This window comes from Bradyrhizobium sp. SYSU BS000235 (assembly GCF_049747295.1).
In the GTDB taxonomy this organism is placed as follows: domain Bacteria; phylum Pseudomonadota; class Alphaproteobacteria; order Rhizobiales; family Xanthobacteraceae; genus Afipia.
This window is the reverse complement of the sequence record NZ_JBMHJM010000001.1, coordinates 752,977-768,928: the sequence shown is the minus strand read 5'-3', so window position 1 is coordinate 768,928 and position 15,952 is coordinate 752,977. Positions and strand designations below refer to the sequence as shown.

At 59.9% G+C, this 15,952-nt stretch carries 15 protein-coding genes; 2 read left to right on the top strand and 13 right to left on the bottom strand.

The features are described 5' to 3' along the window. Complete coding sequence (locus ACP0KA_RS03530; RefSeq protein ID WP_424627453.1) at positions 1–375, bottom strand: hypothetical protein; 375 nt, start codon at positions 373–375, stop codon at positions 1–3. A gap of 156 nt (positions 376–531) precedes the next feature. Between ACP0KA_RS03530 and ACP0KA_RS03525 the strand changes: the two genes are divergently transcribed. Continuing rightward, positions 532–1,935: an amidase family protein gene (locus ACP0KA_RS03525; RefSeq protein ID WP_424627452.1), complete on the top strand. Its 1,404-nt coding sequence runs from the start codon at positions 532–534 to the stop codon at positions 1,933–1,935. Beyond that, positions 1,932–2,087, top strand: coding sequence for a hypothetical protein (locus tag ACP0KA_RS03520; protein ID WP_424627451.1), 156 nt, complete (start codon positions 1,932–1,934; stop codon positions 2,085–2,087). The genes ACP0KA_RS03525 and ACP0KA_RS03520 overlap by 4 nt, the downstream gene beginning before the upstream one ends. Before the next feature lie 380 nt (positions 2,088–2,467). Here the strand turns inward: ACP0KA_RS03520 and ACP0KA_RS03515 are convergent, their stop codons facing one another. The 12 genes from ACP0KA_RS03515 to ACP0KA_RS03460 form a co-directional block, all read right to left on the bottom strand. Further along, on the bottom strand, positions 2,468–3,673 hold the full coding sequence (locus ACP0KA_RS03515) for a CaiB/BaiF CoA transferase family protein (protein ID WP_424627450.1): 1,206 nt from the start codon (positions 3,671–3,673) through the stop codon (positions 2,468–2,470). Positions 3,674–3,722: 49 nt separating this feature from the next. Continuing rightward, a complete protein-coding gene (locus ACP0KA_RS03510) occupies positions 3,723–4,955 on the bottom strand; it encodes a phenylacetate--CoA ligase family protein (protein ID WP_424627449.1) in 1,233 nt (410 codons plus the stop codon). Positions 4,956–4,982: 27 nt separating this feature from the next. Then, a complete protein-coding gene (locus ACP0KA_RS03505) occupies positions 4,983–5,822 on the bottom strand; it encodes an ABC transporter ATP-binding protein (RefSeq protein WP_424627448.1) in 840 nt (279 codons plus the stop codon). 65 nt (positions 5,823–5,887) lie between these two features. Beyond that, entirely contained in the window at positions 5,888–7,168 is a 1,281-nt protein-coding gene (locus ACP0KA_RS03500) for an ABC transporter substrate-binding protein (RefSeq protein WP_424627447.1), read from the bottom strand. Positions 7,169–7,226: 58 nt separating this feature from the next. Next, on the bottom strand, positions 7,227–8,300 hold the full coding sequence (locus tag ACP0KA_RS03495) for a branched-chain amino acid ABC transporter permease (protein ID WP_424627446.1): 1,074 nt from the start codon (positions 8,298–8,300) through the stop codon (positions 7,227–7,229). 6 nt (positions 8,301–8,306) lie between these two features. Continuing rightward, positions 8,307–9,200 carry a branched-chain amino acid ABC transporter permease gene (locus ACP0KA_RS03490; protein WP_424627445.1) on the bottom strand — a complete coding sequence of 298 codons (894 nt, stop codon included), beginning with the start codon at positions 9,198–9,200 and terminating at the stop codon, positions 8,307–8,309. Between the two features lie 13 nt (positions 9,201–9,213). Then, positions 9,214–11,142, bottom strand: coding sequence for a long-chain fatty acid--CoA ligase (locus ACP0KA_RS03485; RefSeq protein WP_424627444.1), 1,929 nt, complete (start codon positions 11,140–11,142; stop codon positions 9,214–9,216). Continuing rightward, positions 11,139–11,960, bottom strand: coding sequence for an ABC transporter ATP-binding protein (locus ACP0KA_RS03480; RefSeq protein ID WP_424627443.1), 822 nt, complete (start codon positions 11,958–11,960; stop codon positions 11,139–11,141). Before ACP0KA_RS03480 ends, ACP0KA_RS03485 begins: the two co-directional genes overlap by 4 nt. A 229-nt stretch (positions 11,961–12,189) precedes the next feature. After that, positions 12,190–12,885: an ABC transporter ATP-binding protein gene (locus tag ACP0KA_RS03475; RefSeq protein ID WP_424627442.1), complete on the bottom strand. Its 696-nt coding sequence runs from the start codon at positions 12,883–12,885 to the stop codon at positions 12,190–12,192. Further along, on the bottom strand, positions 12,885–13,634 hold the full coding sequence (locus tag ACP0KA_RS03470; protein ID WP_424627441.1) for an ABC transporter ATP-binding protein: 750 nt from the start codon (positions 13,632–13,634) through the stop codon (positions 12,885–12,887). Before ACP0KA_RS03470 ends, ACP0KA_RS03475 begins: the two co-directional genes overlap by 1 nt. Next, positions 13,631–14,932 carry a branched-chain amino acid ABC transporter permease gene (locus ACP0KA_RS03465; RefSeq protein WP_424627440.1) on the bottom strand — a complete coding sequence of 434 codons (1,302 nt, stop codon included), beginning with the start codon at positions 14,930–14,932 and terminating at the stop codon, positions 13,631–13,633. Before ACP0KA_RS03465 ends, ACP0KA_RS03470 begins: the two co-directional genes overlap by 4 nt. Next, positions 14,929–15,876, bottom strand: a complete 948-nt coding sequence (locus tag ACP0KA_RS03460; protein WP_424627439.1) for a branched-chain amino acid ABC transporter permease — start codon at positions 15,874–15,876, stop codon at positions 14,929–14,931. Before ACP0KA_RS03460 ends, ACP0KA_RS03465 begins: the two co-directional genes overlap by 4 nt. Positions 15,877–15,952: the final 76 nt, after the last annotated feature.

Below are 15,952 nucleotides of genomic sequence, written 5' to 3'. Positions count from 1 at the left end.
TTATTGGATTTGCGTCGCGCCGCGGACCTTGCAGGCCCCTTCCGCCTTATCGGTGTCGATGTAGGCGAATTTTGTCTTCTTGAACTTTTTCTTGGTGTTTGCCTTGACCGTAACCGGGATATTTTGCTCGGTTTCGATCTTTCGTTCACCTACTTTGGACATGTACTCGCACCTCACGCGGATGTCCTTCACCGCGAAGCCGTTGTCATTGCTAACGGTGATATCGGCCGTTCCGATGTTGTTGTTTCCCGGTTTACGCCATCGCTCGATGGTCACAGTGACTTTGTCGCCCGGTTCCGCCGCGTTCACAGGATGTATGTTCACGCCAGTTAAAAAGACGGCAACAGCGATGGCTGAGCTGAGGCTGGTTTTCATGTTGCACTCCCGGCTTTCAGAAAATGTCCCGCAATCGCAGCGGCGGGGTTGTTCGCAATCGTCAAAATAAAAAGACAAAGCATTGAGCAGAAAGAATTCGCGGCTACTATAGTCGCGACGTTCTTCGACCGACAATTGCATTTGGACAGGACCGCAATGAAAGACATCTGGCGCCTCTCAGCTACTGACCTGGCATCGCAAATCCGATCCCGAAAAATTTCCGCAAAGGAAGCTGCCACTGCGGCTCTCGCGCGCCTCGATGCGGTCAACCCTGCAATCAATGCCGTCGTCGATCATCGTCCTGAAGAAACCCTCGCGCAGGCGGAAGCGATCGATACCGCAATTGCGAAGGGCGAGGACGCCGGCCTGCTGGCCGGAGTGCCCATCACAGTCAAGGTCAATGTCGACCAGGCTGGATTCGCTACTACGAATGGTGTGGGCTTGCAGCGTGACCTTGTGGCGCAGTTCAATAATCCCGTCGTCGATAATTTGCGCAAGGCCGGTGCTGTCATCGTCGGCCGGACCAACACGCCTGCTTTTTCCTATCGCTGGTTCACGACAAATTTGTTGCACGGCGAAACTAAAAATCCGCGCGATCCGGCGATCACGCCGGGCGGATCGTCTGGCGGGGCGGCCGCGGCTGTGACGGCGGGTATCGGGCATATTGCACACGGCACCGACATCGCGGGCTCGATCCGTTATCCCGCCTATGCTTGCGGTGTTCATGGCCTGCGTCCGACGGTGGGACGTATCCCGGCATTCAATGCCTCGCTCCCTGAGCGCTCGATCGGAGGGCAGATCACGGCGGTGTCAGGTCCGCTTGCCCGCACGGTGGGTGACTTGCGGCTGGCGCTCGCAGCCATGTCCCAACGCGATCCGCGCGACCCGTGGTGGGTGCCCGCGCCGCTGGAAGGTCCGGCGGCGCCACGCCGGGCGGCGCTGTGCTTGCGTCCGGGTGGGCTTGAGACCACCAAGGAGGTTAGCGCTGCGGTTGCCGATGCGGGGAAGCGGCTGGAACGAGCAGGCTGGACCGTCGAGGAAGTCACTGACATTCCTCCATTCGAGGAAGCGGCAGAGTGGCAGATCAAGCTTTGGCTCGCTGATGGCTATGACGCCATGGTCGATGCTGCAAAGCGGGAAGGGGATCCGGGAGCGCTGACCGTGCTGCGCGGACATGAGAAGACCGCGCGATCACTGGACTTCGCGACGTTCTCAAAGGCGCTGACGCGCCGGGCGACACTGGTTCGTGACTGGCAGCTGTTCTTTGAGAAATATGCCGTTATCGTCATGCCGCCGTGTGGAGAGCTGCCATTCCCATGGCAGCTGGATTTGAAGGACGACGCATCGTTCGCCCGGGTCTGGCGGGCACAAATGCCGCAGATTGCACTGCCTTTCATCGGCATGCCGGGGCTCACCGTTTCCACGGGGCTGGTCGGCCGCAGCCCGGTGGGTGTCCAGATCGTGGCGGGACGCTACCGGGAAGATCTCTGCCTGTCGGCGGGCGAGGCCATCGAGGCCGGCGGGACGCCGCCAAGCCCGATCGATCCCATTTCGGCTTGATCCTGAAGGCGGCGCTTGGCGCGAAAGACACTTTCGCTGCTGGTCAGGAGCTCTTGTGTGCGCCTGACCAGAATACGCCCGGCCTTGAGATCGCGATTTGCAACATGAAGAAGGCGATGGCCTTCATCGACGAGTTCGCGGGCGTGTTTTAATTCTTCGCTGAACGAGACGACCGCCATCGCTGCTTTCGCAGTGGTCATGATCCGACTCCTGTGCGCCCGCCCGCGCGTATCAATGCACGGACCTCGGGATTGTTCGCAGGAATCTTTCAACCTGCCGGATTTTTCCACCGGAAATGACTCGAGTGTCCCGAATCCAAAGTTCGCCTCATCGTGCAGCACGCTCTGTAGCGAACTTTGGATTCGAGAGGACACTCGAAAATTTCATGATTCTCGTGTGGTTTAGGTTCAGAAGTTCGCAGGAAGGACTCGCGGGAAAAATAGAGCGAACCTCTGAACCCCCACACGGGGACCGCTCCCGCAGCAAACATCAGCGGAAGCGGTACGCGGTTATTGTGGAGAGTCGCCGGTGATTACGCGATGATCCCGGCGGCGCGCATCTTGGCGATTTCTGCCGCGGTGAAGCCGGCGGCACCCAATACCTCGTCGCTATGCTGGCCGACGTCGGGCGCCATCCGCGGCGGGACTTTTTTGGCTCCCTCAATAAAGATCGGTGTGTTGATCGTCCTCAGATCGCTATCGGAGAACGGCACGACCGCTTCGGTCTCGCGCATCTGTGGATCATCCGGGATGTCGGCAGCGATGCCGACCACACCGAAGATCAGACCATTGCCGTCCAGAACCTTCCGCCACTCTGCGAGAGGTCTTTTGACGAACACGTCATCGAGGATGGTGATCAGCTCCGCCGAATGGTTGTGGCGGGCCATCTTGGTCTCGAAGCGCGGATCGGCGGCCAAGTCCTCACGGTCGATGACCTTCACGAATGTCGGCCACTGCTTCTCTTCGTTGAGAAGCGACAGGATGATCCAGCGGCCGTCACTGCACTTGTAATGGTTGGTCACGGCATTCAATGCGCGATGGCGCGGCTGGCGTTGCTGGAATGTCGCGCCGCAAAGTGCGGCCTGGGCATAAATGCCGTTAGACCAGATACCGTTGGCCATCAGGTTCGACATCACCTGCGTGCCCTTGCCGGTGCGCTCGCGCTGGTAGAGAGCGGTCACGATGCCGGCGTACAGCGACATGGCGCAGGGATGATCGCCCATGCCAGGCATCGAACGTGCAGGCGTCGTCTCGTTGGTTTCGCGGACAAGGTCCATCAGGCCTGACCGCGCCCACCACGCATTGCTGTCGAAACCCGGCTTGTCGGCTTCGGCGCCGGTCTCGCCATAGCCGCTGAACGATGCATAGATCAGCTGGTCATTAAGCGGCGCCAGATCCTTGTAGGTGACGCCAAGTTTCTTGCGGACGCCCGGCGGGAAATTCGTAATGAAGACGTCGGCCTCGGCGACAAGGCGGCGCACGACCTCGTGTCCCTCCGGCTTGCTGAGGTCGAGCGCAAGGCTCTTCTTGTTACGGCCTTCAAGCATCCAGGCGTAATTGTGCGGGCTGATCGGATAGCCGGGGAGTTTGGGCAGGTTGCGGACCGGATCACCTGCGCCCGGGGGCTCGATCTTGATGACATCGGCACCGAAATCCGACAGTGCAGTTGCTGCTGAAGGGGCCGCGATGAAGCTTGCGCAATCGATGACCTTGAGGCCTTCGAAAATTCCTTGAGCCATTCGGCTTCTCCTTGGTTCTTCCAGTCCGATTTTGATCGGTCGTTTCTGGTTACTCGTGTTTGCGTTCGTCCGAAATCACCTTGCCGTCGTTCGGCAGGGAGCCGGGCGCGACCAGAGTGACACCGCCTTGCAGCTTTGTCACAGCACGGAGGGTCGATGCAATAGCGTCGCGCAAGGCATCATCAGCAGAGGAAAATTCCGCCGCGAGCGTCATGATGTCGACCTCTTTGTCGCGGGTGACGACCAAGCGCAGCCTGCCAAGCTCAGGATGCCGCTTGCCGACTTCCGCGATTTGTTCCGGGCGCACGAACATGCCCTTGACCTTGGTGGTCTGATCGGCCCGGCCCATCCAGCCCTTGATCCGCATATTCGTGCGGCCACAAGGGCTTTGCCCGGGAAGTACCGCGCTTAGATCGCCGAGTGCCAGCCGTATCCACGGACGCTGGGGATCGAGTGTGGTGACGACGATCTCGCCGACATCTCCGTCGGGGACAGGTTCGCCGGTGCCGGGGCGAACGATTTCGACGATGATATCCTCGCTGACAACGAGACCCACGTGCGCCGATGTCTCATAGGCGACAACGCCGAGGTCCGCGGTGCCGAACATTTGATAAGCGTCGATGCCGCGTGACTTCATTTCTTCCTGCAGCGATTTCGGAAATGCTGCACCGGACACCAGTGCTCGCTTCAGCGAGGACACGTCGCGTCCCGCTTTTTCGCCCCCATCGAGCAGAATTTTCAGAAAATCCGGTGTGCCGGTGTAGGCAATCGGTTGATAAGCCTCAATCAATTCAAATTGCTGCTCGGTGTTGCCTGGTCCGGCCGGAATGATGGCGCAGCCGAGCGAGCGAGCCGAAGTGTCGAAAATAAATCCGCCCGGTGTGAGGTGATAGCTGAAGGTGTTGAGCACCACATCGCCGGGCCGAAAACCGGCGGCGAACAGGGCGCGTGCGCCGCGCCAGGGATCGCTATGGGTCGATTCAGGCTCGAAGATCGGGCCGGGTGACGTGAACAGGCGCCTGAAGGAGCCGATAGGCGAAGGCACGAGGCCACCGAATGGCGGCGCCGCTTTGTGCAGGGCCGGCAGTTCGGACTTCCGGAGCACGGGGAGCTCGGCAAGCGCGGTGCGGTCGGTGATCGCTGCCAGGTCGATTCCTTGGAAACGTTCGGCATAGGCAGGCGCCTTCGCTGCGGCGCGCAGAACATCCGGCAGGCGTGAGAAGAGATCGGAGTCTCGTTCGGACGGGGCTCGCGTCTCTAGGGCATCGTAATGGTGGGACATGGATTCAAATCTCGCGAGGAGGATGGTTTAAAGCCAACGCTTGCGTCGTTTGAAGCTCTTGAGGTTCTTGAAGCTCTTGCGCTGATCTCCGGCGCCGCCAAGATAGAACTCCTTGACGTCTTCGTTGTCGCGCAATTCATCGGCGGTGCCATCGAGCACGACTTTACCCTGCTCCATGATATAGCCATGGCTTGCGACCGACAGCGCGGCGCGGGCGTTTTGCTCCACAAGCAAAATTGTTACGCCCAGGTCGCGGTTGATCTGCTTGATGATGCTGAAGACCTCCTTGACCAGCAGCGGCGAAAGACCCATCGAGGGTTCATCCATCAGGATCATCTTCGGTCGTGCCATCATGGCGCGGCCGATGGCCAGCATTTGCTGCTCACCGCCGGAGAGATATCCGGAAAGACCTGTGCGTTCCTTGAGACGGGGGAAATACTTGAACACCATGTCGATGTCGGCGTCGACGTTCTTATCGCTGCGCGTGTAAGCGCCGAGCCGAAGATTTTCGAGCGTGGTCATGTCCGCAATGATGCGGCGGCCTTCCATCACCTGAAAAATACCGCGGCGAACGATCTTGTCGGGATCAATGCCGTCGATCCGATCTCCGTCGAAAACAATCTCGCCGCGCGTCACCTCGCCATCTTCCGTTTTCAGCAATCCGGAAATCGCCTTCAACGTGGTGGACTTGCCCGCGCCGTTTGCACCCAATAGCGCAACGATTGCGCCTTTTGGCACGTCGAGGCTCAGTCCGCGCAGCACGAGGATGACGTTGTCGTACACCACCTCGATATTGCGCACGGCCAGCAATGGTGCAGCGGCTGCCGCGGGTATCGGTGTGGCGGTTGCGTCGGCGATTGTCTGCACAGTACGTTTCCCGGTTTCGGAAAAGACGCCGCTCCGCACGTGGCGGAGCGGCGTCTGTGTTTAGCTTACCAGCCGAGCCATTCCGGCTTGCGCGGCAGATCGACCGTCTTCACCTTCTCGAGCTTGATGGTGCCGTTCTTGACGAGGTCGGCAACCGAAGCATCGGTCGGGCCGGACACCTTCATGCGATAGATGTCGACCTTCAGCGTCGGACGATGATCCTTTTCGGTCCAGGTGGACGGATTGCAGACGCCTTCCATTCCGGCAGGGACCCAGTTGGCCTTCTGATAGAAGCCGTTCCTGACCTTCTCGCCGGTCGCGCCGCCGTTCTTGGCAGCCCATTCGACGGCTTCCTTCATGTAAAGCGCCGTGCAGACGCCCGCGATGTAGTGCACCGGGCGATAAGCCTTGCCGTCAGGATCCGACATCTTGGAAATTTCCTGCACAGTCTTCATGCCGGGCGCATTGCCGCCCCAGGCGACAGCGGTGCGCAACGGAAACACCACGCCGTCCGCGGCAGCGCCAGCCGCCTTGGCTGCGTTCTCGTCCATGCCCCAGACATTGCCCATGAACTGCACGTCGGTGCCTGCCGCTTTGCAGGCGTTCAGCACGGAGATGTTGGAGCCTGCAGTGTTGCCGAGATAGGCATAGTTCGCGCCGGAGCTCTTCAAGGTTAGGCATTGCGCGCTGTAGTCACCGGGAGTGAGTGCGAACACGATTGCCGGAAGCACCTCGAAGCCGAGTTCTGCGGCGATGGCTTCACCCGCGGCCTTTGGAGCGTTCGGGTAGGGGTGGTTGCCTCCCATGTGAACGTATTTCGGCTTGCCGGGTTTGCCCTTCGACTTCCAGTCTTCGGCCGCCCACGTCAGCATGCCGCGCAAGGCGTCCGAGTAGCTCGGACCGTAGAAGAAGTTGTAGGGCGCAGCCTTGGCCTTGCCGCTTGCGCCGGTCGGGTCGGAGAGCGCTGCCGAATACGAGCCGGAAATGTCGGGAATCTTGTCTTGGGCAAGGAAGCCTGTGAGGGCTTCGGTGTCGGCGGTGCCCCAGCCGAGGATGGCGGCGACCTTATCGGAGCCGGACCACTTCTTGTATTGCGCAATTGCGCGCGGCACCTGATAGCCGTAGTCGACGGTATCGACATTGACCTTGGCGCCGGCGATCCCGCCATTCTTGTTGACCCATGCATAGGCATCGGCGACACCTTGTCCGAACGGGGTGCCGACGTCCGAAGTCGCCCCCGAATAGTCGGCCAGATGTCCAAGCGAGATGGCTGATTGTGCCGAGGCCGCCGTGCCGCCGAGCATGAGTGCGACGGCAGCGGTGCCGAGAAGAACTTTAACAGTCATCAGAATAATCCTCCGGTTTCCTCTCGAGGTCTTATTATTTTTAAACGCCGTTCCGACCTCAATGCGAGAACGGGTAAAGCTTCCAGTATGCCTTGATCTGCCGCCACCGGTGAGCCAATCCATCCGGTTCGAAGATCAGAAATATGATGATGATGACGCCGATGGCCATCTCGCGCAAGAATGCGATGTTGTGCTTCAGGCCCAAGGCGTGGTCGATCGCGCTGCCACTCAAGGCCGCGCTTATCCATTCCATGGATTCCGGGAGCAACACCATGAAGGCTGTGCCCATCAGGGTGCCCATGATCGAGCCCACGCCGCCGATAATGATCATGGCAAGAAAAATAATCGAACGGTCGATGCCGAAGCCTTCGTTGGAGACGACCTGATTGTAATGGGCGTAAAGCGCCCCGCCGACGCCGGCAAAGAAGGCGGCGAGGCCGAATGACAGCGTGCGGTATTTGGTAAGGTTGATGCCCATGATTTCGGCCGAGAGGTAATGGTCTCTCACCGCGACCAGGGCGCGGCCGTCGCGCGTCCGCATCAGATTTGTGACGAGCAGATAACAGACGATCACATAGGCCAGCACAACGTAGAAATATTGGCGGTCGCCGCGGATCGGATGGCCGAAGAGCGAGAATGGTTCCGCGATGACAGGCACGCTGCCGCCGGTGAACCACTCCGCGCGGGAAAAGAAGTCGAGCAGGATGAATTGCGCAGCCAACGTCGCGATCGCAAGGTAAAGCCCTTTCAAGCGAGCAGCGGGCAATCCGAATATCAGTCCCACAGCGGCAGTGACCACACCAGCAAGCGGAATGCAGAAGAAAACGGGGACTCCGAACCTGTTGGACAGATAGGCCGAGGTGAATGCGCCAAAGCCGAAGAAGGCTGCGTGGCCAATGGAAATCTGCCCGGTAAAGCCGACGACGATGTTGAGTCCGAGGGCCGCAATTCCAAAGATGCCGATCTGGATCAGCAGGCTTAACGTGTATTCGTTCAAAACAAACGGTGCGAAGCAGATCAGCACAATACCGGCGATCAGCGCGTTGCGGCTCGTGGTCGTCGGAAAGACGGTGGTGTCCGCTGCGTATGAGGTGCGAAAGTCGCCTGCGGGAAGAAGATTCTGGCCTGCCATGGTGCGTTAGATCCGCTCGATATCTTTGGTGCCGAACAGGCCGTAGGGCTTGATCATCAGGATGATGATCAATGCATAGAAGGGCGCGACCTCGAACAGATTGCCCCAGTGCAGATATTCGCTGTCCACGAAATGGGCGACGTTTTCGAGGAGTCCGATAATGATGCCGCCGAGGACTGCGCCGCCGACGCTGTCGAGGCCACCGAGAATGGCCGCCGGAAAGACTTTAATACCGTAAGCGGAAAGGCCGGCCGAGACGCCATTAACGACGGCAACAACCACGCCGGCAACCGCCGATACGGTCGCCGATATGGCCCAGGCCATGGCGAATACGCTTTTCACGGAAATACCAAGCGACTGCGCGACCTGCTGATTGAATGCGGTGGCGCGCATGGCGAGACCGTACTTCGACACGCGGAAAAACCATGCCATGCCGCCCATCATCGCGATCGAGACCGCGAGGCTGAGAAGGTAGACGGTCTGGACTTGCAGTCCGAAGATGTTGACGAGTTGCGTATCGAAGATGCGCGGGAACGGCTGCAGATTGACGCCGAAGATCCATTTCATCAGCGCCGAGAACACCGTCGACAGCGCGATCGTCACCATGATTACCGAGATGATCGGTTCGCCGACCATGGGGCGCAGGATCACAAGTTGGATGAGGATGCCGAACACAAACATGAAGACCAGCGTGATCGGCATCCCGACCCAGAACGGGACGTGGTACTTCGTCAATAGCCACCAGCAGACCCAGGCGCCGATCAACAGGAGTTCACCTTGCGCGAAATTGACGACCTGGGTGGCTTTGTAGATCAGCACAAACGACATCGCGACGACGCCATACAGCGTGCCGACGACGAGCCCGTTGATCAGAAGCTGGATCAGAAGCTGGGTGTTCATCGCAGGCTCACCTTCATTCCGCGGCTTGGGCTGGGGTTTGCAGCCTGAGATCGACGACCGGGAGGGTGGTGCGGACGCGCTGCGTTGTACCGTCCTGGAAGCGGATCACGGTGTCGATGTCGATATCGGGCTGGTCACCATAAATCGCGTCGATGATATCGGCATATTTCTCGTTGATGACGCTGCGGCGGACCTTGCGGGTGCGTGTCAATTCGCCGTCGTCAGCATCGAGCTCCTTGTAGAGCAGCAGGAATTTCGCGATGCGCTGTGCGGGCGGCAACGTGGCGTTGACCGCTTCGACTTCTTTGCGGAGCAGGTCATAGACTTCGGGGCGGGAGGAGAGGTCGGTATAGGTTGTAAAGGATATCCGGTTCTTCTCCGCCCACTTAGAGACGATCGAGAAGCGGATGCAGACCATGGCGGCGAGGTAGTCGCGCCCGTCGCCCAGCACCACGGTCTCGGCAACATAGGGCGAGAACTTCAATTTGTTCTCGATGTATTGCGGTGAGAACCGGTCGCCACGCGACGTTTGTGCAAGATCCTTGATGCGATCGATGACGACAAGCTGCTTGGCAGGATTGAAATAGCCCGCATCGCCGGAATGCATCCAGCCATTGCGCAAGTCGGCCACCGTGGCAGCTTCGTTTTTGTAGTAGCCAAGGAACATATTGGCGTGGCGTACGACGATTTCGCCGACGCCGTTGGCATCCGGCTCCCGGATCTCGATTTCGATGGTTTCGGCCATCGACACACCGGTGGTGTCAGGATCGACCTCGTCCGCCTTATGAAGTGTGAATGCGCCAAGCGTTTCGGTCTGGCCATAGAGGGTCCGCAGCGGCACGCCCATGGCGCGGAAAAACCTGAACGTATCCGGACCAAGAGCGGCGCCGCCGGTTGCCGCCGAGCGCAGCCGCGTGAAGCCCAGCCGGTCACGCAAGGCACGAAACAGCAGGGTTTCGGCCACTATCGACCGCTCGCCTTTATCGAGCGCGGCGAGACCGGCCTTCATGCCCGCGGCGTACAGCCGTTGCTTCATCGGAGATGAGTCCATGACCCGCGCGCGGACGTCCGCAGCGATGGCCTCCCAGATCCGCGGCGCGAACAGCACAAAGGTCGGCGCGATTTCGCGGAAGTCGTTCATCATGGTGTCGGGCTGCTCGACGAAGTTCACCTTCATCCGGCTGAGCAGCCCTTTGCCGAGCGCATAGACCTGCTCCATGATCCAGGGCAGCGGCAGCACCGAGACGTATTCATCCTCCGGGCCCTTGGGGTCGAAGCTGAGATACGTTGCGCAGTGGCTTAGGACGCGTCCCGCCGCGAGCATCGCGAGTTTCGGATTCGATGTCGTGCCCGAGGTGGTGCAGAGAATGGCGACGTCCTCGCCACGGGTCGCATCAACCATCTGATCGTAGAGGCTCGGCTCACGTGCCGCGCGCTCGCGCCCCATTTCTGCAAGTTCGTCGGCGCTGATCAGGCGCGGGTCGTCATACTTCCGCATGCCGCGCGGATCGGAATAGACGATGTGACACAGGTGCGGGGCTCGGCCGCCGAGTTCGAGCAGCTTGTCGACCTGCTCTTCGTCTTCGGCGAACACCAGCTTGGTCTCGCCATAGGTGAGAAGATACAAGACCTCCTCACTGAGCGATTCGCGATACATGCCGAGGCTCATGCCGCCGATGGCATGCGCGGCGATTTCGGCGGAGACCCAGTCCGGCCGGTTATCACCGATGATGCCGATCACATCGCCGCGGCCGATGCCGAGTTCGATCATGCCCAGTGTGAAGTCGCGGACGCGGTTCTGATAATCGTCCCAGGTGAAGATGCGCCACAACCCGAAGTCTTTTTCGCGCAGCGCGATCTCACGGCCGTGCTCTTTCGCATTCAGCCGCAACAGCTTCGGATAGGTATCAGCCTGCGCCACGCGGCCCGCATAATCCATCATGCGGTGGCCTCCGCGACCGGCGGCGCGTCATCGGAATCGCCTGGGATGTCGTCTTCTTCGCCGAGATAGGCACGACGGACATGTGGATCGGACAGCACGTCGGCGGGAAGCCCTTCAGCGATCTTGCGGCCGAAATCGAGCACGGTGATGCGGTGGGAGATATCCATCACGACGCCCATGTCGTGCTCGATCATCATCACCGTCATCCCGTATTCTTCATTGAGATCGACGATGTAGCGCGCCATGTCCTCCTTCTCCTCGAAATTCATGCCGGCCATCGGCTCGTCGAGAAGGATGAGTTTCGGCTCCAGGGCCATGGCGCGGGCGAGTTCGACGCGCTTGCGCAGGCCATAGGAGAGCGTACCGGCAACGGCTTTGCGGACCGACTGCAAGTCGAGGAAGTCGATAATTTCCTCCACCTTGCGGCGATGTTCGAGTTCTTCGCGGCGCGCGCCGGTCAGCCAGTACAGCGATCCCGTGATAAAATTGTTTTTCAGCAGATGGTGTCGCCCGACCATGATGTTGTCGAGCACTGTCATGTGGTGAAACAACGCCAGGTTCTGGAACGTGCGGCCAATTCCAAGGGCGGCACGGGCATTCGGCTTGAGGCCGGTGATGTCGCTGCCTTGATAGAACAATTGCCCTTCGGTCGGGGTGTAACGGCCCGACACGCAGTTCACGATCGATGTCTTGCCGGCGCCGTTGGGGCCGATGATGGAAAACAACTCGCCTTCCTTGACGGCGAAATTGACATCGGTCAGCGCGCGTACGCCGCCGAACCGCAATGAGACGCCTCGCACCTCAAGTGCGTATGCCACTTCATCCTCCCCACGTGACCCGGGAGGAAGCTGTTCAAAATGCCTCTCGCCTCGGGATCATCACACCGGCGCCTTTGGCGCTCATTTTTCGTGTGGCCGGCGGATTTTTCCGCTCAGCGAAAATTAGCCTAGCTTGTCTTTCGGCTGAAACCTATTCGACTAACGGTATCAGGCAGCTTTGCGAGCGGGTATTCTTGCACAACTGGCTTTGCGGTTTCTGCAAATTATATCAGACTTCGAGCCACTCCTTGCGAATGGCCTGATTGGCCTTCAGGTCGTCAGGAGTTCCCTCGAAGACGATGCGGCCATGTCCCATGACGTACAGACGATGGGAAATCCGCATGGCAATGGACAGCTTTTGCTCGACCAGCAAAATCGCGACGCCGCGACGCGCAATTTCCGCGATCAGGTCGCCGACCTGCTGAACGATCAGGGGCGCCAGGCCCTCGGTGGGCTCGTCGATCATGACGAGTTCCGGATCGCCCATCAGAGTGCGGCAAATTGTCAGCATCTGCTTTTCGCCGCCGGAAAGGACGCCGGCGGCGGTATCGGCACGGGCCTTGAGGTTCGGAAACATCTCCAGCATGTCGTCGAGACGCCATTTGCCCGGATGCTTGGGATTCTTGACGCCAAGCAACAGGTTTTGGCGCACGGTCAGCGCGGGAAATATATCGCGATGTTCGGGGACGTAGCCGAGACCGAGATGCGCGATCTTGTAGCTCGGCATCCCGGCAATGTCCTTGCCCTTGAACTTGATCGAGCCTTGAGGCGGCACTTCGCCCATAATCGCTTTGACGGTGGTGGAACGGCCGACGCCGTTGCGGCCCAGCAGGCTCACCACTTCGCCGGCGCCGATATGCATGTCCACGCCCTGCAAGATGTGGCTCTTGCCGTAGTAGGCGTGAAGGTCCTGGACTTCCAGCATCAGGCAGCCTCCTCACCGAGATAGGCTTCCCTGACCTTCGGGTTGTTGCGTATTTCCTCGGGTGTTCCCGAGGCGATGATGTTGCCGTAGACCAGCACGGAAATGCGGTCAGCCAATCCAAATACCACGCTCATGTCGTGTTCGACGATGAGGAGGGTGCGTCCTTCGGTCAGGCGGCGAATGAGCGCGACCGCGCGCTCGGTTTCGGCGTGGCTCATGCCGGCGGTCGGCTCGTCGAGCAGAATGACATCCGCGCCGCCGGCGATGGTGATGCCGATCTCCAGCGCGCGCTGCTCGGCATAAGTCAGCAGGCCTGCCGGAACATCACGCCGCGAGACGAGATTGATGTCCTGCAGGATCTGCGCGGTGCGGTCGCGCACCTCGGGGAGGCGGTCGACGTTTTTCCAGAATGCGTAGCGATGACCGGTGGCCCACAACACGGCGCAGCGAATATTTTCCCATACCGTCATCTTGGCGAAGACGTTGGTGACCTGGAAGCTGCGGGATAGGCCGCGGCGGTTGATCTGATATGGCGGCAGATCGGAGATCAGTTCGCCCCGCAGCAATACGCTGCCGGATGTGGGCTTCATATAGCCGCTGATCAGGTTGAACGTCGTCGACTTGCCGGCGCCGTTCGGGCCGATGAGTGCGTGTCGCTCTCCTTGCGCGACCTGGAGATTGAGGTCGCGAATGACTTTGGTAATGCCAAAGCTCTTCTGCACGTCGCGGATTTCAATGGCATTGGTCATGCGGCAAATCCCTTTTCGCGCGCGGCGTTGAGGGCATTGTCCCAGGCTTCACTCACGCGCGTCCATGTCTTACGCGCGATCACAAAACCGGCCACGATCAAGACGGCAGCGAGACCCCATGTGACCGGGCTCGCAGCATCGAAGCTGATGCCGAAGGCTTTGATGTTCGGACTGTCTTCCGGATTGACCGTGTAATGGACCACGGTCTCGATCGCCATCATCAGGCCGGTGATCATCGCCAGCGTCGGCACGAACGCAATCAGATAGGACGGCAAGACCTTGCCCAGTGTGCCTGCCAGCACCAGCGGCCGGTGCTTCATCAAAAGGCCGGTGATGCCGCCCGGAGCAAACATCACCACGGCAATGAAGAACAGGCCGAAGTAAAGCTGCCAGACACTGGTGAGGTCACTCAGCCCAAGCGACAGCAGCGTGACGAACACCGCACCGACAGCCGGGCCGATAAAGAATCCGATGCCGCCGATGTAGGTGGAGAACAGCACCGTTCCGGATTGGACCGCGCCGAGATATGCCGAGTTGGCGATTTCGAAGTTGATCGCGGCCAGAGCGCCCGCGATGCCTGCGAAAAATCCCGAGAAGCAGAACGCGATGTAGCGGACGACGTGCGGATCATAACCCACGAACTGCACGCGTTCGGGGTTGTCGCGCACGGCATTGCACATGCGGCCCAGCGGCGTACGGGTCAGGGCGTACATCGCGATCATGCAGATCAACGTCCACGCCGCGATCAGATAGTAGATCTGGATTTGTGGGCCGAAGCTCCAGTCGAACAGGCGCAGCACCTTCGTGCGGTTTGCGGAGACGCCCGCTTCGCCACCGAAGAACGTTCTCAGGATCAGCGCGGAGGACGCGACGAGCTCGGCAACGCCCAGCGAGATCATGGCGAAGGCCGTGCCGCTGCGTGCCGTCGAGACCCAGCCGAGCAGGGCGGCGAATACGAGACCCGTCAGCCCGCCGATCAGCGGGACCACCGGCAGCGGGATCGGCCATTTGTGCGCGCCGATGATGTTGATGGCGTGGATCGCGAGAAAGCCGCCGAGGCCATAATACACCGCGTGCCCGAACGACAGCATCCCGGTCTGTCCAAGCAGGATATTGTAGGACAGCGCAAAAATGATCGAGATCCCGATCAGGCTGAATGTCGTCAGCGATCCGCCGGAGCTGAAGACCTTCGGCAGTAGCAACAGCAGCAAGGCTGCCACAACCCACAGTCCGTAGAATTTAAGTTTGTCTGTCATCGCGGGCCGCGGAGGGGCCGCACTCGAGATCACATCGCTCATGTGTCGCGCGTCCCCATCAGGCCCATCGGGCGGAATGCAAGAATGAGAACGAGCAGCACGTAGGGCATGATCGGCGCGATCTGCGCGACAGTCACGTTCCAGATGTCGGCGAGCCACGTCCTGGCATAGTCGGGACTGAGCGGACCGAACACTTCAGCCAGCGAGCCGTTCATCGAAACGGCGAAGGTCTGGATCAAGCCGATCAGCAGCGATGCGATGAACGCGCCGGGCAAGGAGCCAAGTCCGCCGACCACGACCACCACGAACAGGATCGGGCCAAGCAGGGCAGCCATATTCGACTGGGTCACGAGTGCAGGCCCGGCGATCACACCGGCGACCGCAGCGAGCGCCGTGCCGACACCGAACACCATCATGAAGACGCGTCCGACATTATGTCCAAGATGGCCGACCATATGCGGGTGGGTGAGGGCCGCCTGCACAATCAAGCCGATACGGGTTTTCTTCAACGCGATCAGCAAACCGACGAAGATCGCGATCGAAGCCGCCAACATGAAGATCTTGTAGGCGGGGTAGTTGGTTGAAAACACCGTGAAGGCAGGAAAATCCAGCGACTCGGGCACCCGGAAGTCGGCGGGGCTCTTGCCCCAAATGATCTGCACGATTTCTTCGATGGCGAACGCGAGGCCGAAGGTGAACAGCAGCTCAGCGACGTGACCGTTCTTGTGGACGTGGCGCAGGCCATAGCGCTCCACGGCCGCACCAAGCAGGCCGGCCAGCAATGGCGCGATGATCAGCGCAGGCCAGAATCCGAACCAGCGACTGATCTGGAATCCGAAGAATGCCCCAAGCATGTAGAAGCTTGCGTGCGCGAAGTTCAGCACGCCCAGCATGCTGAAGATCACTGTCAGGCCGCTTGCCATGAGAAACAGCAACATCCCGAACAGGATGCCGTTAAGCGTAGATATAACGATAAGCTCGAGCACGTTCCCACCCCTGGAAGATTGAAGCTGTATCCGCCCGGGGGTCCCCACCCGGGCGGATACAGATTACGTAAGGGAA

What these genes read in the sequence shown, in the direction of transcription:
- ACP0KA_RS03530 (WP_424627453.1), bottom strand. Translation starts at nt 375, where the DNA reads ATGAAAACCAGCCTCAGCTCAGCCATCGCTGTTGCCGTCTTTTTAACT.
- ACP0KA_RS03525 (WP_424627452.1), top strand. Translation starts at nt 532, where the DNA reads ATGAAAGACATCTGGCGCCTCTCAGCTACTGACCTGGCATCGCAAATC.
- ACP0KA_RS03515 (WP_424627450.1), bottom strand. Translation starts at nt 3,673, where the DNA reads ATGGCTCAAGGAATTTTCGAAGGCCTCAAGGTCATCGATTGCGCAAGC.
- ACP0KA_RS03510 (WP_424627449.1), bottom strand. Translation starts at nt 4,955, where the DNA reads ATGTCCCACCATTACGATGCCCTAGAGACGCGAGCCCCGTCCGAACGA.
- ACP0KA_RS03500 (WP_424627447.1), bottom strand. Translation starts at nt 7,168, where the DNA reads ATGACTGTTAAAGTTCTTCTCGGCACCGCTGCCGTCGCACTCATGCTC.
- ACP0KA_RS03495 (WP_424627446.1), bottom strand. Translation starts at nt 8,300, where the DNA reads ATGGCAGGCCAGAATCTTCTTCCCGCAGGCGACTTTCGCACCTCATAC.
- ACP0KA_RS03490 (WP_424627445.1), bottom strand. Translation starts at nt 9,200, where the DNA reads ATGAACACCCAGCTTCTGATCCAGCTTCTGATCAACGGGCTCGTCGTC.
- ACP0KA_RS03485 (WP_424627444.1), bottom strand. Translation starts at nt 11,142, where the DNA reads ATGATGGATTATGCGGGCCGCGTGGCGCAGGCTGATACCTATCCGAAG.
- ACP0KA_RS03475 (WP_424627442.1), bottom strand. Translation starts at nt 12,885, where the DNA reads ATGCTGGAAGTCCAGGACCTTCACGCCTACTACGGCAAGAGCCACATC.
- ACP0KA_RS03470 (WP_424627441.1), bottom strand. Translation starts at nt 13,634, where the DNA reads ATGACCAATGCCATTGAAATCCGCGACGTGCAGAAGAGCTTTGGCATT.
- ACP0KA_RS03465 (WP_424627440.1), bottom strand. Translation starts at nt 14,932, where the DNA reads ATGAGCGATGTGATCTCGAGTGCGGCCCCTCCGCGGCCCGCGATGACA.